At 64.4% G+C, this 20,999-nt stretch carries 23 protein-coding genes; 8 read left to right on the plus strand and 15 right to left on the minus strand.

Annotated features, from left to right (window positions below; translation table 11 throughout):
- Positions 1–26: 26 nt before the first annotated feature.
- The 4 genes from MRBLWO14_RS00140 to MRBLWO14_RS00155 all read left to right on the plus strand — a co-directional run bounded on the left by MRBLWO14_RS00140 (position 27) and on the right by MRBLWO14_RS00155 (position 4,282).
- Positions 27–2,147, plus strand: a complete 2,121-nt coding sequence (locus MRBLWO14_RS00140; RefSeq protein ID WP_341934479.1) for a heavy metal translocating P-type ATPase — start codon at positions 27–29, stop codon at positions 2,145–2,147.
- 47 nt (positions 2,148–2,194) lie between these two features.
- A complete protein-coding gene (locus MRBLWO14_RS00145; RefSeq protein WP_341934480.1) occupies positions 2,195–2,635 on the plus strand; it encodes a DUF6153 family protein in 441 nt (146 codons plus the stop codon).
- A gap of 83 nt (positions 2,636–2,718) precedes the next feature.
- Positions 2,719–3,315, plus strand: a complete 597-nt coding sequence (locus MRBLWO14_RS00150) for a DUF305 domain-containing protein (RefSeq protein WP_341934481.1) — start codon at positions 2,719–2,721, stop codon at positions 3,313–3,315.
- 61 nt (positions 3,316–3,376) lie between these two features.
- Positions 3,377–4,282 (plus strand): hypothetical protein, encoded by a 906-nt coding sequence (locus tag MRBLWO14_RS00155; RefSeq protein WP_341934482.1) that lies wholly within the window; start codon positions 3,377–3,379, stop codon positions 4,280–4,282.
- Positions 4,283–4,522: 240 nt separating this feature from the next.
- Here the strand turns inward: MRBLWO14_RS00155 and MRBLWO14_RS00160 are convergent, their stop codons facing one another.
- The 5 genes from MRBLWO14_RS00160 to MRBLWO14_RS00180 form a co-directional block, all read right to left on the minus strand.
- A complete protein-coding gene (locus MRBLWO14_RS00160; RefSeq protein WP_341934483.1) occupies positions 4,523–5,134 on the minus strand; it encodes an HIRAN domain-containing protein in 612 nt (203 codons plus the stop codon).
- Between the two features lie 49 nt (positions 5,135–5,183).
- Positions 5,184–5,444: a hypothetical protein gene (locus MRBLWO14_RS00165; RefSeq protein WP_341934484.1), complete on the minus strand. Its 261-nt coding sequence runs from the start codon at positions 5,442–5,444 to the stop codon at positions 5,184–5,186.
- A 138-nt stretch (positions 5,445–5,582) separates the two neighbouring features.
- A complete protein-coding gene (locus tag MRBLWO14_RS00170) occupies positions 5,583–5,975 on the minus strand; it encodes a hypothetical protein (protein ID WP_341934485.1) in 393 nt (130 codons plus the stop codon).
- Positions 5,972–6,799, minus strand: a complete 828-nt coding sequence (locus MRBLWO14_RS00175; RefSeq protein ID WP_341934486.1) for a metallophosphoesterase — start codon at positions 6,797–6,799, stop codon at positions 5,972–5,974. The genes MRBLWO14_RS00170 and MRBLWO14_RS00175 overlap by 4 nt, the downstream gene beginning before the upstream one ends.
- A gap of 37 nt (positions 6,800–6,836) precedes the next feature.
- Complete coding sequence (locus MRBLWO14_RS00180; protein ID WP_341934487.1) at positions 6,837–7,238, minus strand: hypothetical protein; 402 nt, start codon at positions 7,236–7,238, stop codon at positions 6,837–6,839.
- A gap of 196 nt (positions 7,239–7,434) precedes the next feature.
- On the opposite strand from MRBLWO14_RS00180, the gene MRBLWO14_RS00185 reads away from it, so the two are divergent.
- Positions 7,435–7,719, plus strand: coding sequence for a helix-turn-helix transcriptional regulator (locus MRBLWO14_RS00185; RefSeq protein WP_126893216.1), 285 nt, complete (start codon positions 7,435–7,437; stop codon positions 7,717–7,719).
- Positions 7,720–7,731: 12 nt separating this feature from the next.
- Here MRBLWO14_RS00185 and MRBLWO14_RS00190 read toward each other — a convergent pair whose 3' ends face one another.
- The 5 genes from MRBLWO14_RS00190 to MRBLWO14_RS00210 all read right to left on the minus strand — a co-directional run bounded on the left by MRBLWO14_RS00190 (position 7,732) and on the right by MRBLWO14_RS00210 (position 12,329).
- A complete protein-coding gene (locus MRBLWO14_RS00190) occupies positions 7,732–8,877 on the minus strand; it encodes a hypothetical protein (RefSeq protein WP_341934488.1) in 1,146 nt (381 codons plus the stop codon).
- Positions 8,878–9,218: 341 nt separating this feature from the next.
- Complete coding sequence (locus MRBLWO14_RS00195) at positions 9,219–9,545, minus strand: helix-turn-helix transcriptional regulator (protein ID WP_341934489.1); 327 nt, start codon at positions 9,543–9,545, stop codon at positions 9,219–9,221.
- A 14-nt stretch (positions 9,546–9,559) separates the two neighbouring features.
- The gene (locus MRBLWO14_RS00200; RefSeq protein ID WP_341934490.1) at positions 9,560–10,696 is read right to left on the minus strand and encodes a tyrosine-type recombinase/integrase; all 1,137 of its coding nucleotides are present in this window, start codon (positions 10,694–10,696) and stop codon (positions 9,560–9,562) included.
- Positions 10,697–11,282: 586 nt separating this feature from the next.
- A complete protein-coding gene (locus MRBLWO14_RS00205; RefSeq protein ID WP_341934491.1) occupies positions 11,283–11,888 on the minus strand; it encodes a hypothetical protein in 606 nt (201 codons plus the stop codon).
- Positions 11,889–11,975: 87 nt separating this feature from the next.
- Positions 11,976–12,329 (minus strand): lactococcin 972 family bacteriocin, encoded by a 354-nt coding sequence (locus MRBLWO14_RS00210; RefSeq protein ID WP_341934492.1) that lies wholly within the window; start codon positions 12,327–12,329, stop codon positions 11,976–11,978.
- 1,720 nt (positions 12,330–14,049) lie between these two features.
- Between MRBLWO14_RS00210 and MRBLWO14_RS00215 the strand changes: the two genes are divergently transcribed.
- Positions 14,050–14,901 (plus strand): class I SAM-dependent methyltransferase, encoded by an 852-nt coding sequence (locus MRBLWO14_RS00215; protein ID WP_341934493.1) that lies wholly within the window; start codon positions 14,050–14,052, stop codon positions 14,899–14,901.
- Positions 14,902–14,910: 9 nt separating this feature from the next.
- On the opposite strand, the gene MRBLWO14_RS00220 is transcribed toward MRBLWO14_RS00215, so the two are convergent.
- Genes MRBLWO14_RS00220 through MRBLWO14_RS00235 form a run of 4 tightly spaced genes read right to left on the minus strand, consistent with a single transcriptional unit; the run spans position 14,911 to position 18,793 of the window.
- Positions 14,911–15,567 (minus strand): dihydrofolate reductase family protein, encoded by a 657-nt coding sequence (locus tag MRBLWO14_RS00220; protein ID WP_341934494.1) that lies wholly within the window; start codon positions 15,565–15,567, stop codon positions 14,911–14,913.
- Between the two features lie 38 nt (positions 15,568–15,605).
- A complete protein-coding gene (locus MRBLWO14_RS00225; protein ID WP_341934495.1) occupies positions 15,606–17,954 on the minus strand; it encodes an excinuclease ABC subunit UvrA in 2,349 nt (782 codons plus the stop codon).
- 25 nt (positions 17,955–17,979) lie between these two features.
- Positions 17,980–18,390: a VOC family protein gene (locus MRBLWO14_RS00230; RefSeq protein WP_341934496.1), complete on the minus strand. Its 411-nt coding sequence runs from the start codon at positions 18,388–18,390 to the stop codon at positions 17,980–17,982.
- Between the two features lie 4 nt (positions 18,391–18,394).
- A complete protein-coding gene (locus tag MRBLWO14_RS00235) occupies positions 18,395–18,793 on the minus strand; it encodes a helix-turn-helix transcriptional regulator (protein WP_341936241.1) in 399 nt (132 codons plus the stop codon).
- Positions 18,794–18,973: 180 nt separating this feature from the next.
- Between MRBLWO14_RS00235 and MRBLWO14_RS00240 the strand changes: the two genes are divergently transcribed.
- Positions 18,974–19,573: a DUF308 domain-containing protein gene (locus MRBLWO14_RS00240; RefSeq protein ID WP_341934497.1), complete on the plus strand. Its 600-nt coding sequence runs from the start codon at positions 18,974–18,976 to the stop codon at positions 19,571–19,573.
- A 62-nt stretch (positions 19,574–19,635) separates the two neighbouring features.
- Here the strand turns inward: MRBLWO14_RS00240 and MRBLWO14_RS00245 are convergent, their stop codons facing one another.
- Entirely contained in the window at positions 19,636–20,400 is a 765-nt protein-coding gene (locus MRBLWO14_RS00245; protein ID WP_341934498.1) for an SDR family oxidoreductase, read from the minus strand.
- Between the two features lie 121 nt (positions 20,401–20,521).
- On the opposite strand from MRBLWO14_RS00245, the gene MRBLWO14_RS00250 reads away from it, so the two are divergent.
- The gene (locus tag MRBLWO14_RS00250) at positions 20,522–20,995 is read left to right on the plus strand and encodes an NfeD family protein (RefSeq protein ID WP_341934499.1); all 474 of its coding nucleotides are present in this window, start codon (positions 20,522–20,524) and stop codon (positions 20,993–20,995) included.
- Positions 20,996–20,999 lie beyond the last annotated feature (4 nt).

The following is a 20,999-nucleotide window of genomic DNA, read 5'->3' on the forward strand; positions in this document are numbered from 1 at the left end:
CGCGTCAGAAGTCAAGGAGGCTCGCCATGAGCCAGCACGACCACACAGAGATGCACCACAACGCGTCTCACACCACCACCGAGACGACAGACCACGGTCACGACCACCACAGCCACAACGGGCACGCCGAAAGCGACGCTCACAGCGGTCACGCCGGGCATGGGGGCCACAGCGGGCATGGCGACCACGTCGGGCAGTTCCGGCGCCTGTTCTGGATCATGCTCATGCTCGCCATCCCCGTGGTGGGCTTCTCTATGATGTTCTCGATGCTGCTCGGCTACGCGTTGCCTGACGCGGCGTGGGTGATGTGGGTGTCACCGATCCTCGGAACAGTCATGTACGTCTGGGGCGGGGCACCGTTCCTGACCGGTGCGGTGAGCGAGCTCCGGGCTCGCAAGCCCGGGATGATGCTGCTCATCGCGCTGGCCATTACCGTGGCGTTCCTCGCATCCTGGGGAGCGAGTGTCGGACTGCTGCACCATGAGCTGGACTTCTGGTGGGAGCTGGCGCTCCTCATCGTCATTATGCTGCTCGGCCACTGGATCGAGATGCGCTCTCTCGCGCAAACGACATCCGCGTTGGACTCGCTCGCAGCCTTGCTGCCCGATGAGGCGGAGAAGGTCGACGGCGAGGGGACTGTCACAGTCGCTCCGGCCGATCTGCAGGTGGGTGACGTGGTCGTCGTCCGTCCGGGTGGCCGGGTTCCCGCTGACGGCCGGATCGTGCAGGGCTCGGCGAGCATGGACGAGTCGATGATTACCGGGGAGTCGCATCCGGTGCGTCGCGCCGATGGCGACCTGGTCATCGCCGGGACGGTTGCCACGGATTCCGGACTGCGGGTGGAGATCACCGCCGTCGGGCAAGACACCGCTCTAGCCGGGATCCAGAAGCTCGTCACGGAGGCTCAGAGCTCGTCGTCTCGCGCGCAGCGTCTCGCCGACCGCGCCGCCGGCTGGCTGTTCTGGTTCGCCCTCGGCGCCGGAGTCATCACAGCCCTCGTGTGGACGCTCGTCGGCCTGCCGGATCAGGCCGTGATCCGCACCATCACCGTGCTCGTCATCGCCTGCCCGCACGCGCTGGGACTCGCCATCCCGCTGGTCGTGTCTATTGCGACCGAGCGCGCCGCCCGCGGCGGTGTCCTGGTGAAGGATCGCCTCGCGCTGGAGAGCATGCGGACAGTCGACACCGTTTTGTTCGATAAGACCGGCACGCTCACCAAGGGAAGTCCGGCCGTCACCGCCATCGAGCCCGCGGGCGATATGTCGCCGGACGAACTGCTCGCACTGGCGGCCGCGGCCGAGGCGGACTCTGAGCACCCGCTGGCTCGCGCCATCGTCGCCACCGCGAAGGAGAAGAATCTCATCGTCCCGAGCTCGAAAGACTTCGAGTCCTCGCCAGCTGTCGGTGTCCGCGCACGGGTGAACGCACGCACGATCCAGGTGGGCGGTCCGTACCTGCTCGAGCAGGAGAACGCGTCCGAGTTGGCGGTGGCCGACGAGTGGCGCCGGGAGGGTGCCATCATTCTCCATGTTCTCGTGGACGGGGCGGTGGTCGGTGCGTTCAGGCTGGCGGACGAGATCCGGTCTGAGTCCCGCCAGGCTGTCAAGGCTTTGCACGACCGCGACGTGCAGGTGGTCATGATTACGGGGGATGCGGAGGCCGTCGCCGCGTCTGTGGCCGCAGATCTGGGTATCGACCGGTTCTTCGCGGGCGTCCGGCCGGAGGACAAGGCGTCGAAGGTGAAGGAGCTGCAGTCCGAGGGGCGGAAGGTCGCGATGGTCGGCGATGGCGTGAATGACGCCCCGGCGCTGGCCCAGGCCGATGTCGGAATCGCCATCGGCGCAGGTACCGATGTTGCCATCGCGTCGGCGGGAGTCATCCTCGCCAGCGACGATCCGCGGTCGGTGCTGTCGGTCATCGAGTTATCCCGGGCGAGCTACCGGAAGATGAAACAGAACCTGTGGTGGGCTGCCGGCTACAACCTCATCTCGGTTCCGCTCGCCGCCGGTGTTCTCGCACCCGTCGGGTTCGTGCTGCCGATGTCGGTCGGAGCGGTGCTGATGTCTCTGTCGACCATCGTCGTTGCTCTGAACGCGCAGCTGCTGCGCCGGTTGAATCTCGCTCCGGACGCGGTCCTGAAGAACTAGTCGCACCCGAGGCCGCGACGTACGCTGGATGGAAGGGAGGTGGACGGATGCTGACGACACTCGCGCGACGCGTGCACCAGCGGCGTTCGCTCACCCGCAGCGTGGTCACCGTGGTCGCAGTCGCCCTTGGTGTCATCTTCGGATTGCTGGCGATGCACTCGATGAACACGCATGCCATGCCCTCCGGGCACAGCAATGACGTCGCCGTCGCCAGCGTCGCCGAGACGCATCACGAGCACACCGCCCCCGCAGCATCCTTACCGACGGACGATTACACAGGATGCGTCGGCTGCTCCGAAAACCACGGGACGACCTGGATGGCGTGCGTTCTCGCGCTCCTGGTCGCAGTTGTGCTGCTGGCACGCCCCGGCGCATGGCGGCACTCACTGTGGCAGCCACGCACCCCGCCCCGCTCGTCGTGGGCGCGACCGACGGTGCACCCACTCCGCCCACCCTCTCTCACCGTTCTCTGCATCAGCCGTAAGTGAGCAGTGCTGCGCCCGCGCTTCGCGGGCACAGCACTCATCCAGCGCCTCCGCTGGGCACCACAACCGACTCTTGGAGAACCACCATGAAGAACCGTCCTTTGGCGACCGCCGCCATCACCCTCACTGCACTGCTCGCACTCGCCGGCTGCGCCGGCACCAGCTCCGGCGGCGACATGCCGGGCATGAACCACGGCGGCAGCAGCAGCTCCGCCCCCGCATCCGCCGACGCCAACGATGCCGACATCATGTTCGCCAGCATGATGAAGGAACACCACGCGCAGGCCGTTGAGATGTCCGACATGCTGCTCAGCAAGGACGGCGTCGACGAACGCGTCGTCGCTCTCGCAGAGGAGATCAAAGCCGCCCAAGAGCCTGAAATCCAGAAGATGGAGCAGTGGCTCGAAGACTGGCGTGCCGACACCTCGGGTATGGAGAGCATGGATCACGGCGACGGAATGATGTCCGAAGAGGACATGAAGGCCCTCGGCGACGCCACCGGTGCAGACGCCGGCAGTCTGTTCCTCGAGCAGATGATCCAGCACCACCAAGGTGCAGTCGACATGGCTCAAGAGGAAGTCAACAACGGCCAGAACAGCGACGCGATTGCCCTGGCCGAGACCATCATCGACGCGCAGACGACCGAGATCGCCACGATGAAGGAGATCCTCGCAACCCTCTGATCTGTATGAGTGGGGCGCCGGTCATCGGCGCCCCACTCGGCGATCTGTTGCGCACATCATCATGCGAACACTCATTGCAACTCCTCAGGCGGCGTTTCGGCTCCGCGCCGCACGGTCACTCCAGTCGAGGCGTCGGCGACCAACCCGCCGCGCGTGGCTTCCAAGCACCGTCGTCGTCGGATTGACGCTGACTGGATGCGCCGCCACCGCGCAACCAACGACCAGCCACGACCACGCCACTGACCTTGACCATGTCCACGCGATAGTCGCCGACCCCGGTGGCGACGGATTCCTCCTCGGAGCACACGACGGCATCTATCCGACCACTCGCGACGCGGAGGTCGGCGAGAAACTGGCGACCACAGACTTCGACGCCATGGGGCTGACAGTCGTCGACGATGTACTCATCGCCTCCGGCCACCCCGGGCCCAACACCCCGTCCGAACTCGGATCCCCGCACCTCGGAATCATCCGCAGTGACGACGGCGCCCGCTCCTGGTCGCCGGTCACCTTTACCAGCGAGAAAGACTTCCACGTCCTCACAGCGACCCCTGAAGGGACCCTATACGGGATCGCCACGGACTCCATCGAACTGCTGCGCAGTGACGACCGTGGACAAGCCTGGACGCCGGTAGGGGACGGAATCCTCGCATTCAGCCTCGTCGCCGATGCCAGCAATCGTCTGCTGGCATCGACACCCGATGGCGTGCAGATCAGCAGCGACGGCGGCCGCACATTCGCCCCACTCGCCGGCGCGCCCGCGCTGTACCTGCTCGCAGCGTCTCCCGATGGGCAGAATCTCGTCGGCGTAGGCGCGGGAGAACAGATCTGGACAAGCACGGCATCATCCAAAGACTGGCAGCAAGTGGCAATCACCCACGGGCCTGCACAGGCCGTCGCCATCACAGACGACGCCGCTGTCCTCGTCTTCGATGACAGCGGTCTCAGCCTCATTCCTCGGTCGTAATCCCCTGCGCGGGCAGAGTCGGGCGCGGCCTACGAGCCGCGCCCGGCGAAGCCCCGGCTCCATGAGCCCGGTTCTTGCGAAGGCGGATGCCGGACGTCGTGAACACACTCGCTCGCTGCTCGCGTTTGTAGTGCAGGTCAAGGACGGCACAGGGATGAATTCAACCCGGCCGACGAGCTGACCCGCCTGAATCACTGGTGAGCAGCCGGGACTGCAGCAGACACCGGAGGACCGCCCCGCCTATGTTGGGCGCAATCTCCTCACGAGGTGTTCAAGGACCCGCTGCTCAGCGGCGATTACTTTCGGGGGACGTGCGGAGATGGCATACGCGGACATCTCCTGACCGCTGTCGAGGAGCTTCGCGAGAGAGCGGGCAGCGCCCTTGTTCCAGTACCCGCAGCGGGTCTCGTCTTGATACACCGCGACGGCGTTCGCGTCGAACTCGTTGTCCGGTTCGCGAACGAGGGTGGCAGGACCGATCCGTAGGGTGCCGGGCGCGTGCTCGTCGCCACGGACGCGCACGCTCCAGATCCCGAGACGCCTCAGCACCCGGGACCCAGCATTCACCAGCCGCCCGGTCGACGTCTCTGCCAGCCACCACTCGCCTCTGAACTCCACCACTCGAAGGTTGGGCAATCCATGCTCGTCCAGATGAACAAGCTTCTCAGCCTCATCCGCTGACAGATACGGCGATACGTAGCCGACCGGCGGCCCTCCAGACGCGTAGGTAGACACCGTGATGCCTGAGGCCGTCTCGCGTTGCGAGACGAGAACCGGAGTGGCGGGCGTTCCGGCGCGGCCCGGGCTGACGGCAGGTGGACTCCTACGCCCGAACCAGTCGAGTAGACCCATGGGGTGAGACTAGCCCAGTACAGCTCTCTCTTCCGCGCGTGATGCGTGACTAGTCGTCCGACATGATCTTTCCGTCGTCTTCCATCCACACGCGCTTCCCGAGGCTGATCCGCGTCGCCACGTTGGTGAGATCTGGGTCAGTCACGTCTGCGCCGTTCCCCACCGCTCGCCAGCGACTGCGCAGTGCCGTTTTGACTACCTCGAGGTCCTGGCCGGCATGTTCGGATGAGACTTCATCGAGCACGGCTTTCAGTTTGTTGAGCTGCTCCTGCATCTGTCGGGGAAAATCGGGGTTCATCTGAAAGTCCATGGTGAAGCCTCTCTGCGTGTGCCGACACCATATCGCCACGCCGACCTTGTCTGTCACCGCCCCGCTGCAGTTCAGAGGGATGGAGCTCCCGAGGAAGAGGCGGGGCAACCACGCACGGTGCACAGTCACCCAGGGGCGTCAGGAACTCCACGCCGCTGCAGCATGACGCGCATCACGCAGGACAATGTCCAGTTGACCAGCGCGCAGCTGCTCGATTGCACACGGGGCGTCTTCGCCTGAGTCATCGTCTGCCGCCGCGTTCAGCCATTGCGCCCACGTCCACCGCGAAGACGTCCCCGCGCTCAGCACTTCAAGTACGGCACCTAGGCCGTCGACTACACGCCCGTCCCACACCTGAAACGTCGGATAGAGCAGTGGTCCGTCACTGGCCTCCAACTCAAGTACATGGAGAGATGCCACAGCTTCAACGATGTGGGCCTCATTCCATCCAAGCGCGCGAGCTAACGAAGAAGCGGTGTAGCAGGGGCCGATGATGGCCGCCCACGGATTGTTCCTCGTCTCTTCTGTCATCGCCCCGCCGCCTCCCGGATCTGTCGAAGCGTCGGCGTCTCGATGCGCAGCGTCGTCATGTCGAGGAAGCCGAGGTTGCCCTGTTGCCCGTCCTGCCCAAGGCTTGCCACACGCAGCCCGTCCTCAGTCTGTCCGCCACCGGGCGCGTGCATGTGGCCGTGAATGAGAAGCTCCGGATAGACGATGTTCCAGACCTTCGCCACTCGAGCGCGAGAGGTGGCCGAGTTTGCTCGGGCATCGTCGGGGAATCCGAACGGGTTCGTCCGCAGGATCTCCCGGACTGCGCGCACCGGCGTGCCAGCGGGCGACTCGTGAGTCAGCATCAAGTCCGCGGGTCCTCCCGCAATGGCCGCCGCCACGTGGTCTCGGGTGATCTCCTCGTCCGGCCACCAGCTCACCCCTTCTACCCGCCACGCCCGGTCGACGGACACCGCGCCGCCAAGCGAGAGGACGCTGCGGCCGCCGATAGTCAGGCGTGCGGGCCTTGGCAGAATCCAGGTGATCTCAGAGACCCGGATAGCACAGCCGGGGTGCGCGTTCAGCAGCGGGTTGATCTGGCCCCAGGGCTCGTGATTCCCGAGCGTCACGTAGACGCGCTCGATGCCAGTTCCATCGAGAGCCTCGTCCGTCATGCCGGGATCCATCGCCCAGTCGCCGAGCTGCAGCATGGTGGTAACGTCCGGTGCGAGCGTCTGAACCGCCCTAGCGACGATGTCCAGCCATCGGAAGTCGCCGTGGATGTCGCCGACCACAGCCACGCGCTGGTCAGGTAGGTCGACCGTCGATGCGAGCTCGAGAGCTTTCAGCGTCGGCGGTGTCCTCATGATTCAACACCAGTTCCCTGGCTGATGTGGGGGAGTGTCATTTCGCCCTCGCGGCCTGACGAGCGCGTGACCGCTCCCGGAACGTAGGGCCCACCCGCAGGCTGCGTTCCACGCCCGGATCCCAGCTGATCCAGCCACGTCGCTTCCATTGAATCGCCACGTGCAGACGGAATGCATGGTGGATCGTCGCCCGCACCGGGTAGGTGAGACCCGGAGGCCATTCGGGGTGGAGCTGGCTACTCGGGAAGAGTTCGGCGAACGTCTCCGAGAACGTCGGTCCGCGGCCAGTGCGTCGGCGCACGCGTGCGATGAAGATGGCCGCCGTCAGGCCCATCTCGTCGGCTCGCTCCTCATCGGTGAGCGCGTCGAACGCCTCAATCCAAGTGTCGGGAGCATCGACCTCCGTGGCACTCCACCAGATCGGTCGGGGATCAGTCACTACAACTCCGCAATCGGGGTCGACCTGAACGGGACCTGCACATCGAGGCGACCCGGAGCCGAAGCGCAGTGGCACACGTGCAGGTCGAGACGCGCGGGGTGCGGTCCGTCGATGAAGTGAATGTTTCGTATGACTACGGCCAATTATGTCACATAGACAAAACCATGACCGATGGTTTTGTCACAAGGCTGGATGAGTGGGCAGACAGGAGACGACCAGCAGCGAAGCGTGGGGAGCCTTCGCCGCCGCGTTCGGACTTCGGGTTCACCGCCTGCGAGTTGCACGCGGTCTTTCGCAAGAGGCCGTGGCGTACAGAGCCGGTCTTTCACGACTGACGTACATCAGGTACGAGCGTGGGCAGGCCCAATCGGGAGCACCGGCGAACCCTAGCCTGAAGACGCTTCTCGCACTGTCCCAAGTGTTTGAGATTCCCCTTCAAGAACTCTTACCTGACGACAAGCCAGATGTGACGGCTCGCTAGCTGGGGGAGGGGCTAGCCATCCGCGCGGGCGTCGGGTTCGTCCGCCACCATCAAGGAGACGTATCCCAGGTGCATGGCACCCGCGTCCATGCGGTGCCGTTCGGCGACGTTGTAACTGTAGCCAAGTGAATCTGCGACCACCGGCGCAGGTAGCTCGAGTACGAGCCTACGCAGTACTGCGTTCTTCGCGGCCCTTAGATCAATGCCGTCGTTCCTGAGTCCGGTCATCAGGTGATTGGAGCTCAGGTGCTTTCCCGGCGATCCCCCAGGGAACAGCCATTTGTTATCCCGGTGAGCTGAGGTGTTGAGATTCGGCAAGGCGACGATGTGCTCGCGGATCAGGCGGTCGAATGGTGGGGGCACGATAACCTCGTCCTGAGTGATCCGCAGGACGATGACTTCGCCGACCTCGACCTGGTCCAGGGTCATCGCAGCGATTCGCGTAATCGGCTGCGCAAAGAGTAGGAGTAGCGCGCCAGCGACACGCAGGTAAGTAGAGATCGCCTCATCTGATGCGACCCGCCGAAGGTGCTCCAGTCGTTCTTGCTGGGTGAGAATCGGCACCGACTTCGCTACACGATAAGGAAAGTTGACAGGCGGCAAGTGGTTGTGCTGGACGCACCAGCGCACGAAGGGTCGCGCGAGACTTCGAGTCGTGGGCCCCTCGCTGAGCCACTCGTCGATATCGATCTGTTCAAGGTCTCGACGAAGCGTGTGACGCGACCCGACATAGGCGAGGAAGTCGATTGCAGCGGTGATGGATTGACGGGAGTAGAGGACGGAACCGGGCTTGAACTTACCTGCGCTCATCAGATCCCGGATTCTGCGGACATGAACCCAGCGCGCGTACTGGAGAATGACTTGCTTGTCACCCGCGGGTAGGGAGGAAACCTCGGTCGTGACCCACGCGTCGAACTTCTGAACCTCGATGTCGGTCTTCTCTAGGATGCCGTGCTCGACAAGCAGCGTGCGAAGAAAGGCCACGCGCTCCGGCGCGGGGTGCGTATCGAACGCTTCATGCGTCATCGCAATAGCGCCAGTGGCGAATGCGCGAAGAAGTTCCCGCGTCTCATGGTTCTTTGTCAGCCAGATCGTGGCGCTGCGTGCGTTCCGCTGAGTTGTCAGCGCAACGAACAGAGGCTGTACGGCGGGGGACACCTCTCCATCGGGTCCGGCTAGGAGGAGCGTGAGATCGTCCTTGAGGCAGCAATGTGAGCAGAGCCCTCGCCGTACAGGCTCGTCCTCACGCCCGCATCTCGAGCAGTGGAAGTCCTTGGGGATTCCGGTGCAGTCGACGCAGGCCGGCTCCCCGCTCGCCAGGAGTCCTGGCAACAAGCGGTTGACACCGCATTTTGGGCAGGTGCCGTGGATACGGGTCGCCCGTTGATAGCAGCGCCGGCAGATCCGTCCTTCGGGCCAGGTCGTGGCGAATCGGACTTCCTCGCGGTCGCATCGGGCACAGGCGGGATCGGTCCGTGTATTGCTCATCTAATGAAACTTCATTCTGGTCTGTGTATTCGCGCACGGCGAGGGCGCTTCGGGTCGTTGGTTCGGCCATGGGTGCCGGTGTTCTTGAGCCTCGTGGGGGTCGCGACAACTTGTCGCACCGACAGGTCAGTAAGTTCACAATCGAGTGCTTCGCAAATTGTGTGCAACAGAGTGAGATTTATACGCTCGGGCGAGCCGCCGAGAAGCCGATATAGCTGAGAGGGAGACAGCTCAATGCCATAGTCAACGAGAATCGGGATCAAGTCGGAGATGTTAAATAGCCCTCGCGAGGCCATCACCTCGCGCAGTCTCCATGTGTGCGTGACCTTCTTCTCCATGGCTGCTCTCTCCTCTAGTCGGCTTCAGAGTCCATTTCATCAGCCATTCGCGCGATCGCGTCAGTCACGATGCGAGCTCGATAGTCGGGGGAGAGGCCAGTGTAGATGCTCGTAGTAGATCCGTGCTCGTGTCCCACTTGCTGCTGGATGAAGAAGGCGTCGTACCCGAGCTCAACCAGGTGCGTAACGTACGAACGTCGCAGTGAATGGAAGTCGAGTCCGTCATCCAATCCGACTTCTCGCCGGACCGCAGTGAACATGCGTGAGACGGAGTCCGCTGTGATGGGTGCAAGGCCACCGCCACGCTCGGAAGGCCAAAGACTCATCGACCCGGCGCCTGCAATTAGAGGTCGAACATCCTCGAGCCACTCTTCGACGCAGTCGACGGCCCATTTGAACTGGGGGAGGGTCGCGACGGCTCGCCGCTTGGGAGGCGAACCCCTCATCGCCTTTCCAAAGCGGACGTATACGAAGCCGACGTTTCGGAAGGCTCGGCGATGTTGAGGGTTGGCCGCAAGATCGACGAGCTCGAGAGAGCGCACTTCGTTACGCCGTAGCCCCCAGGCGTATGCCACCTTCATCATCGTCGCGATGCGGAAAGCAGGAATCCATCCCTTGCTGCCGGACTCACGGATCCGCGCGACTCGGTCATCCGCACAATCGAACAGGTCCTGCAGCTCGTCACGTGTGTACGGGCGCTTGCCAGGGCGGCCCATCGCCTCCTGAACGTGGCGCGCTGTGTTCCATTCGTGGAAGACCTGAGCAGGATGCTCGCCAAAGCGCTTTCCACATTCTTCGACCCACCCGTATCGCGCATCCGTCACGTAGGCCAAGAACATGCGAAGGGCGTTCTGATAACCCAACACAGTTGAATGAGCGGCGTGGCGCACGGTCCTGAGTTCGAGGAAGAAGCTGTCGACGTCTTCAACGTTCCATTGCCAGGGATACTTCTCGGCGAACTTGAAGAAGCGGTTAAGGAGGGAAGTACGGCCAACGACCGTGGCCGAAGAGAGGTTTCGGGCCATCTGTTGCGCAGCCCACCCGGCCTGCATCGCGCGCCACACGGCTTCCTTCTCGTCGAAGTAGACAACCCCGCCGGGCAAGAGGTTTGACGCGTGCTGCCGGGAATCCTCAGGATCAAAGTCCTGCATAAAACAGGAATTTATCGCATAAACTGCGAACCACGCAACTTGTGAGTTTCCACGAGCGCCAACCCGCGTAAATTCAAGGGTCCAGGAAGGCGCAGACAGGTGGCGGGGCCCCCAACTTGCTCCAGATCGCAGCTCCAACTAGCCTCAGACTCGATCTACTCCAGTCCATCAACGGGGAGTGGCGGCAGACCGGCGGATTCGCAATAAATGACAAGATGTCGTCTTCAAGTTGACATAATGTGCATTATCGGGTAATCCTTGTTACTGATGTCTCCGGTCCACGCCGTGCTTCCGTTGGTGATGCCGCTGATGAATCCCGCCGCCTGCACGCCGGCACCGATGGATACATAGACCGGACCTCCGCTGTCGCCTTGGCCGAGCCTTGGATCCCCGCGCTGGTCGTCCGTGACGTAACTGGCTCATCGCATTCCAGGGTGTAGGTGGGGTCTGAATCCTCCGGCTTCGAGAAGGCTGCGTGCGATGTAGTGGCTGAGGTTGCGGAAGCCGAGGGCGGAACTGCGGAGGTGTTCGAGCCGTCAGCTCGCAACTAGCCCGACGAGAAGTCCCGCTACGCCCCAAGGGCGCCTCACTTGCTTCCAGCCTCATAGGACGGATCCGAGTTGCAATTCCAAAACTTCTGTTCATCAGGGGTGCCGATGAACGGGAAATCGAGGTTCGGGTTGTCTACGAGAAACTCTTCCTTCGTGTAGCTCTTCGGCATCAGCCCATTGCGAATAAGGCACTCGGTCATGACTTCTTCGAAAGCTACGTTATCGGGGTTGTGTTCCATTGATCGCTTGAGGGGGTGCAACCATGTCTCACCGCTGGAATTCTCACATTTGGTGAATATCTCTTCGGTCTCTTGTTCGGTCGCCGAAAAAGGGCCAGTGGAATATGACCCGTTGCTCGCGAATCCCTCAAACTTTCTGCCGAGATCGCTGAAGCACTCTTCCATCTTGCTTGTGACTTCCGCCCATTCTTGGTCATCTACAAGCTGATCGGCGAGAACACCTCGCACAAAATCAGAGTCGGATCCGATCCATGCCTGGGTCAGTTCCCCGGCAAATGGCCCTGTAAACGCGGGAGCTTCCCCCGAAGCCGCTGTCTCGTTGTCGGCCGTCTGAGTCTGGCTGCTACAACCGGTAAGAAGGATTGTACCTACAAGAAGTGCCGCAAATGTCTTACGTTTCAAGATTCTTCCTACCTAATGAAAACTGGGTGCAGGGATGAATGCGCGTCCCTGCACCCAGTGCAATTTGATCTATTCGTCAACGAGAACTTAGAGGTCCCTGGCGCCGTTGTTGTGGTACCAGGATGCCTTGTTTCCCCACGCGGCGGCCTTCCTCCACGCGTTCGCCCACTGGCCAGCCTCGCCCCGGGCGCGCGTCTTCCCTGCATCGTCCCATGCCGTGGCGCGGTGGTAGTAGCTCGGGTGGTGGTAGTTGGAGTAGTTGTAGGCCTGGAGGCCCTGAACTCCATAGTTCCAGGTGCCTCCTCCGGCGCTTTCCGCGCTTGCCGGGATGGCAGTTCCACCCACCAGCGCTGCCACAATAGCAGCGGCAGCAGCAGCCTTTCCGATTGTTCGTTTCACGTCCATGTTCTCGACGGTCTCTTCAGTCTGACGTCCAGACACGTGTGACACTATCGGGTGATCCATAGGGGACAAATACCTGCGTGAGCAGCATTCTGGTATTCCCGAACGATTCACCGACTTGAGCACGTGGTGTCAGCCGCGCGCGGTCGCTACCTGTGCATTCTCGCTGACTGGGCATACGTCCTCTCGCCGGTCGAGATGGTCGTCGGGATAATCCCCGACGGGGACGGCAGCGCGGCAGGCTGAGACTCCCCGGGTGACCGACCAACAGGTCGGGCGCCCGGGGCAGCGCGGATGCCGGCGGCGGCGCCACGGAGGGCACCTCGACGACGGCTGCACCGCAGCCGATCCCTCTACCCGTACCGCGGCCTGCAGCCGCGGGCGTTGTTATACCCAGGCGGTGCGGAGCTGCGCCACGATAGCTACGCCTCCACCGCTGCGTTCCGGGCTTTCGCGGCATATCCTCCCTCGCTGCGCTCACTCCGGTATTCCACGGTCCCGGCACTGCGCGTCTCCAGCTCCGCTTTCTGAGCTCTCGCCCCACCCGCCACGGGAAAACGACGCACCGCGACCCGGAGATGACAACCCCGCCAGGATCACCGCCCGGCAACCCTTGAAGATCGCTGCAATCATGGGCGCCGTGGCTCGCGGCCACGACAGTTACATTCCCGCATTGAACGAGTGCGCGTGGAAGGATCACTGGGCCGGACTCCGACCCGACAAGGCGGGGAGCCCACAGGTACCGCACAGGCTGGGCTTCCGCCGAGTGGGTTCGCTCGGTCACACGCGGAGCAGAGTCACCAGACGTCGGTCGGTGCCGAGATCCGACGGAGGACCCCTCCCCCGGCCTTGATGCCTCAGCTCCCGGCTTACCCGTCAACGACGTCGAAGCGCGGGTTGTTGATCGTTGACGCCGCCTTCCTCTCTGAGCCGACCTTCGCCGTTCACGCAGAATCAACTTCTCCGAGAGATGCGCTCGATCTGGTGCAGCGGATGCTCGCACCCTTCGTGAGCATCAAGTTTCAGTAGTCAAGCTAGCGGAGCTTACGAGCTGGCTCCCATCGCGACGATCTCGCGAATGCGGTCTGAAGTGAATTCGATGTGTCTGAATTGCCGGCTGAGCCACCACTTGCGCAATCCGCGGATGTACTTTCCGCTATCGACCTCACGAATCCACCATCGATTACGGCCGTCCCGAAATCGAACGAAGGTTTGAGAGCGCGAGACTCCCGCAAAGGCCACGGAGATCCCGTACTGGGATGTATATCCGCTAGGAAACATCGGTCTGTCCGTCGGGTGCAGAGGGATCTGGTAGTAACCCTTCAAATTTCCGTTTCGTCTCACAAGAACTGAGGGCATCCAGATTGGAGTCCCGCCAAGGTTCTTCGCGTCAACGACGAGTTCGTTCGGCAAGCCCGTCTGATTTAGGGGGCTCTTACTAGACCATAGTGAGGTGTGAAATCCATCCGCGCCCGCGCGACTGTCTCGATATTGTCCCTCCGCGAAAACTACGACTGCGACGATGAGCGCAGCACCGCTCGCGACGGACCCGAACCACTCAGCAGCGTTGCCCCACTCGACGCGGTCAAAACCAAAGAAACTACCCACCCCGTACCAGATGTCCGCCCACCACTGCATAGGACGACACTGGCGGCGGTGGCTCGCTCGTCCGGTCGATCTAGTCGTATCTACTCAGTACGCTCTCATACGGGCGTGTGCCAGTCCTCCGTTCTCTGGTCACGGTCGGTAGGCTCGCTCCGTGGACGGTGAATCAGTGGACGTGGCGTGGGTCGACGCGCGCGAGGCCAACCAGCAGAACTGGGACGATCGGGTTCCACTCCACCAGGTCGCCTACGGCCTCGAGGCGTTCGACGAGCCGTCGCACCTCAGCGACGTCGTCCGCGCCGATGTCCCCGTCCTCGAACGGTTCCTCCCGAACGGCTCGCTGTCCGGCCTCGACCTCTGCCACCTCCAATGCCACATCGGCACCGACACGATCTCTCTCGCACGCGCCGGCGCTCGCGTCACCGGCGTGGACTTCTCGGAACCCGCTCTGGCGGCCGCCGCAGACCTCGCTCGACGCACGGGCGTCACGGCGACCTGGGTGCATACGGACGTCCTCGACGCCCGGGCCGCCGTGAGCGGCGACTTCGATGTGGTCTATACCAGCATCGGCACGATCTGCTGGCTGCACGATCTGGACCGGTGGGCCGAACAGGTCTTCGGGTTGCTCCGCGACGGCGGCACGTTCTTCATCCGCGACGGACACCCGGCTCTCTACGCGCTCGACGAGAACGCGCCGGGACTCGCGATCCGATATCCGTACTTCGGCAGCGGTCGTGCTCAGCAGTGGGATGACGAATCGACGTACGCCGGTGAGGGCACCGTGACCCACAGCCGCACCTACGAGTGGCCGCATCCGCTCTCCGAGATCATCGGCGCGCTGCTCCGCGCGGGACTCCGACTCGTCCACTTCGACGAGGGCCGGACACTCCCCTGGCGATTCAGCCCGCGCATGGTCGAGGTCCCCGGCGGATACGCCTGGCCGGAAGCAGAACGCGACCTGGTGCCGACCACGTACACGATCGTCGCTCACAAAGAACGCGCCTGAGGACGCCTCTCAGCGCTCGCGCCGGGTGAGGTTGAGGTGCACGACACCGAGCGGTGACGGCGTGGCCTCGATCTCGAAGCGCTCCTCGAGTCCCTCCAGTCCGTCCCACAGACGCTCACCTCGTCCGAGAACGATCGGCGCGACGACCAGATGCATGCGGTCGATGAGATCGGCCGCGAGGAACTGGCGCACGGTCGCGACGCCTCCGCCGATCCTCACGTCTGCGTCTCCCGCGAGCTCCCGGGCTCGGCGCAGCGCCTCGGCCGGCTCGGCATCCAGAAAGTGGAAGGTCGTGCCGCCTCCCATGACGATCGGGCTCCGCGGGTGGTGCGTGAGAACGACCACCGGCGTGTGGAACGGCGGCTCCTCGCCCCACCAGCCGCGCCACTCCTCGTCGGTCCAGGGCCCTCGCTGAGGGCCGAACTTGTTGCGCCCCATGATCTCGGCGCCGATGCCCTCGTTCCATCGCCGCGCGAACGAGTCGTCGACTCCCTCGGATCCCGGTCCGTCACCCGGAAGCCCCATGCGGCGGAACGTGCGCGTCCCGAACGCCCACTGCATCAGTCGCGAGCCCGCGTGACCGAAGGGTGCCTCGAGTGTCTGCCCCTCCCCTGCTCCGTAACCGTCGAGCGAGATCGTGAAGTTGTGCACGCGCACCAGGGACATGTCTTCTCCTTGTTCGGGCTCGGGGCGCGACGTCCGTGTCAAGCCCCGACGTAGGCGGCCAGGTGTTCGCCGGTGAGGGTCGAGCGCGCGGCGACCAGCTCGGCGGGGGTTCCCTCGAACACGACGCGCCCGCCGTCGTGCCCCGCGCCGGGACCGATGTCGATGATCCAGTCCGCGTGAGCCATGACGGCCTGGTGATGCTCGATGACGATGACGCTCTTGCCCGATTCGACGAGACGATCGAGCAGTCCGAGGATGTTCCGGACGTCCGCGAGGTGCAGGCCCGTGGTCGGCTCGTCGAGCACGTAGACGTCGCCCTTCTCCCCCATCTGGATGGCCAGCTTGATGCGCTGGCGCTCGCCACCCGACAGGGTCGACAGGGGCTGTCCGAGGGCGAGGTAGCCGAGCCCCACGTCTGCCAGGCGTCCCAGGATCGCCGCCGCTGCCGGCAGCTTGGCCTCCCCGTTGGAGAAGAACTCCCTGGCCTCGGACACCGGGAGGTCGAGTACTTCGGTGATGTCCTTGCCCCCCAGCTTGTACTCCAGCACCGCGGCCTGGAAGCGCTTGCCGCCGCAGTCCTCGCACGGGGTCTCGATGGTGTCCATGAACCCGAGCTCGGTGATGATCACGCCGGCCCCCTTGCAGGTGGGGCACGCCCCTTCGGAGTTCGCACTGAAGAGTGCCGGCTTGACGCCGTTCGCCTTGGCGAAGGCCTTGCGGATCGGCTCCAGCAGCCCGGTGTAGGTGGCGGGGTTGCTGCGCCGAGAGCCCTTGATCGCCGACTGGTCGATCGAGACGACGCCGTCGCGCTTCGACACCGAGCCGTGGATGAGCGAGCTCTTGCCCGACCCGGCGACTCCGGTGACGACGGTGAGGACTCCCGTCGGGATGTCGACGTCGACATCCTGCAGGTTGTTCTCCTTTGCACCGCGGATCTCGATCACCCCCGACCTCTCGCGCACGGTCTCTTTCACCTGCGCGCGATCGTCGAGGTGCGATCCGGTGCGGGTTCCGCTGGACCTCAGCCCCTCGACGGTGCCCTCGAAGCAGATCTCCCCTCCGGCGCTCCCGGCGCCGGGTCCGAGATCGACGACGTGATCGCCGATCGCGATGGTCTCGGGCTTGTGCTCCACGACGAGGACGGTGTTGCCCTTGTCTCGCAACCGCAGCAGCAGGCTGTTCATCCGCTGGATGTCGTGCGGGTGCAGGCCGATCGTCGGCTCGTCGAAGACATAGGTGACGTCGGTGAGCGATGAGCCGAGATGCCGCAGCATCTTGATGCGCTGCGCCTCTCCGCCCGAGAGGGTGCCGGAGGGGCGCTCCAGGCTCAGGTAGCCCAGCCCGAGCGTGACGAACGCGTCGAGATTCGCGCGCAGTGCGTCGAGCAGCGGGCCGGCACCGGGCAGGTCGAGCCCCCGTACCCACTCCGCCAGGTCGGTCACCTGCATGCGGCAGGCATCGGCGATGCTGATGCCGTCGATCTTCGACGACCGGGCTCCCTCGGTGAGACGGGTGCCGTCGCACTCCGGGCAGGTCGCGAACGTCGCGACCCGCTCGACGAAGGCGCGGACGTGCGGCTGCAGAGCCTCGAGATCCTTCGACAGCATCGACTTCGTGATCTTCGGGATCAGGCCCTCGTAGGTCATGTTGATTCCGGAGATCTTGACCTTCGTCACCTCTCCGTAGAGGAACAGGTGCCGCTGCTTCTCCGTGAACTCCGCGATCGGCTTGTCGCCCGGGTAGAAACCCGACTGGGAGAACCCCTTCACCATCCATCCGTCGGCGGTGTACCCGGGAACCATGATGGCCCCCTCGTCGAGCGACTTCGACTCGTCCACGATCTGCGAGAGGTCGAGGTCGGAGACCGCTCCCCTGCCCTCGCATCGCGGACACATGCCGCCGAGATAGATCGCGTCCTTGACGATCTTCTTCTCGCCGCCCGGTCCCGTCATCACCCCGCTCGCCCTCTGCGTCGGGATGTTGAACGAGAAGGCGGTGGGTCCGCCGATGTAGGGCTGTCCCAGCTTGCTGAAGAGGATGCGCAGCATCGCGTTGGCATCCGTCACCGTGCCGACCGTGGAGCGCGGATTCGCGCCCAGTCGCTCCTGGTCGACGATGATCGCCGTGGTCAGCCCCTCGAGCACGTCGACATCCGGCCGGGGCACGGAGGGCATGAACCCCTGCACGAAGGCGCTGTAGGTCTCGTCGATCATGCGCCGCGACTCGGCGGCGATGGTGTCGAAGACGAGCGAGCTCTTCCCCGAACCGGAGACGCCGGTGAACACGGTCAGGCGTCGTTTCGGGATGTCGACGCTGACCTCCTTCAGGTTGTTCTCGCGTGCGCCCTGCACGCGGATGAGGTCGTGGGCGTCGGCGGCGTGGGTCATGGGTTCCTCGAACGGTCGGGCGGGCTCAGCCGGCCTGGTTGATACGGAGCAGGTTGCCTGCCGGATCGCGGAAGGCGCAGTCGCGAACGCCGTACGGCTGATCCATCGGCTCCTGGACGACATCGGCGCCCTTCTCGACGAGTCGCTCGAACAGACCGTCGAGGTCGTCGCTCGCGAGCGTGAGCGCGCCGTAGCTCCCCTTCGCGATCAGCTCCACGATGGTGCGTCGCTCGGCGTCGGTGAGACCGGGGTCGGTAGCAGGCGGGTGCAGCACGATCGACGTCTCCGGCTGGCCTTCGGGTCCGACGGTGAGCCAGCGGAGCCCGTCATAGCCGACGTCGTTGCGCACCTCGAATCCGAGGGCGTCGCGGTAGAAGCCGAGGGCCGCCTCGGCATCCGTGTGCGGGAGGAAGGCGTAGTGGATGCTGATGTTCATGGGTTCACGTTAGGTTCGCGTCGGTGCGGGGTGCTTCTTGATTCCTGATCGGTCGGATGACCTGTTTGGCCTGGAAGGTCGGGATGCCGTCGACGTTCGCGGCGCGTTCACGGTACACCCGGGGTGAGACACCCACCAGCTCGGTGAAGCGGGTGCTGAAGGTGCCGAGCGACGAGCATCCGACCCCGAAGCACACCTCGGTCACGGTGAGGTCGCCGCGCCGCAGGAGCGCCATGGCGCGTTCGATGCGCCGCGCCATGAGGTACGAGTACGGGGACTCGCCGTAGGCGTCACGGAATCGGCGGCTGAGGTGACCGGCCGACATGTGCACACCGCGCGCGAGCGCCTCCACGTCGAGCGGCTTCGCATACTCCCTGTCGATGCGGTCGCGAACCCTGCGCATGACGACGAGCTCGCGGAGCCGGGCATCCTCGTCGAAAGTCACCACTCGATAGTGCCTTGACGCTCCGTGGCCTCGCGTGAACTCCCGCGTCGCCCGCGAGCACTCCTCCCCCATTCCGGGCGCCTCAGCGATATTCTGTGACCACCCCTCACAGGGTTTTCTCAGAAAGGGTCCCCAACCATGTCTGAATCACTCGCGAACGAAGCGAAATCACTGTTCAGGTCCATCCGCATCACCCTCGCCGTATCGGGTGCGCTCGCACTCATCGCCGGCATCGTCCTGCTCGTGTGGCCGGTGAAGTCGGCAGTGATCGTCACGGGCATCTTCGCCTCGTACCTGATCGTCGCCGGGCTCGTCTACATCGGCCTCGGCATCTTCTCGCACCGCAAGGGCGGGTGGGCGCGAGTCGGCCACATCGTCCTCGGACTGCTCTACATCGCCGCCGGCGTCATCGCCTTCGCCAATCTCGGAGCCGCCGCGGCGACCCTGGCTCTCGTCGTCGTCATCTTCATCGGGATCAGCTGGATCGTCGACGGGGTGGTCTCGCTGTCGCTGCTCGGACAGGACGGCTCGAGGGTCTGGACGCTCCTCTACGCGCTGCTGAGCATCATCGCGGGAATCGTCGTCCTGTTCTCGCCGCTGTTCGCCGCTGCCGTGCTCTGGCTGGTCTTCGGCATCTCGCTCGTCGCCCTGGGCATCGTGCAGATCGTCCGCGCGATCACGATCGGCAAGGACGCGAAGGATGCAGCGGATGCTGTGCGCGCCGACACCGTGAACTGACATCCGCAGGAGCAGAGAGGGCCCCGTCCGAACGGACGGGGCCCTCTCTCATGTCCAGGGTGTCACTCGGCGGCGAAGCCGCTGACATCGCCCACCAGACGGGTGTTGTCGGCGGGCACCGGGTCGACGGCGGCGCGTGCGACCTCCGCGGCGAACTCCGAGACGTTGTAGAGCTTGCCTGCCGACTCGCGCCGCTCGGCGATCGCACCGGGGTTCGCGCGCTCCAGGAGCGTGGCGGTGATGGTGCCCTCGATCATGTCGCCGGACACCACCGTGAAGCCGATGCCCTTCTCGGCGAGTTCCGGGATGCGCTCGCGCAGAGCATCCTCGCCCGCGCGCTTCGACAGCGCGACCGGCTCGTACTCCGGCATCGTGGGCGTCGTCCGGATGAAGTGCGCCTGGTGGCTCGTGACGAAGACGACGCGGGCGCCGTCGTCGAGCAGCGGCGTCGCGGCGTCGAGGACGTTGAGCTGCGCGTCGCGGTTGAGGGTGAGCGCGTAGTCCTCGGCCATGCCCGATTCCATGCCGCCCGACGCGTTCAGCACGAGTACGTCGAGGCGCCCGAACTCCGCCTTGACGGCGTCGAACATCTCCCCGACCGAGGCGGGGTCGGTCAGGTCGGCCCCTACGGTCAGCACGCGACGACCGAGCTCGCGCAGCTGCGCGGCGAGCTTCTCGGCTCGCGGAGCCTTGTTGCGGAAATTGATGACGACGTCGGCGCCCGCTTCGGCGAGGTACCGCACCGTGTCGGCCCCGATGCCTCGCGAAGAACCGGTGACAAGGGCGACCTTGCCGTCGAGAGAACCTGCGGGAAGAACGTCGGTCACGGTGACTCCTCAAGTGCGTGGATCGCCGTGATCGCACGGCCCCCTCAGACTAGCAAGGAGGCGTCCGACACCCCTGCGGCGAACACCCCGCGTGATAGGTTGACCGCAACAGGGAGGCCTCATGGACAACTTCGCGACATTCGTCCAGTTCGTCGATCAGTGGGCATGGGTGGGGTGGCTGGTCCTCATCGCCCTCTTCCTCGTGATCGAGATGCTGACCCTCGACTTCACCTTCCTGATGCTGAGCTTCGGCAGTGCGATCGGGCTCGTGACCGACTTCCTCGGCGTGCCGGTGTGGGTGCAGGTGCTCGTGGCCGCAGGTGCAGCCGCGCTCTTCATCCTGTTCCTGCGCCCACCGTTGATCCGGCGACTCCACCGGGGCGAGGACCCGACCAAATCGAACGTCGAGGCGCTCGTCGACCTCCGCGGCACGGCGTTGCAGGACGTCACCCAGATCTCGGGACAGGTCAAGCTCAGCAACGGCGACACCTGGACCGCCCGTACGGCGACCTCGATGCCGATCCCCCAGGGATCGCCGATCGCCGTCACCGCCATCAACGGCGCCACCGCGACCGTCCGACCCGTCAACGACTAGGAGC

Origin of the sequence: Microbacterium sp. LWO14-1.2, assembly GCF_038397715.1 — a bacterium.
Classification (GTDB): Bacteria; Actinomycetota; Actinomycetes; order Actinomycetales; family Microbacteriaceae; genus Microbacterium.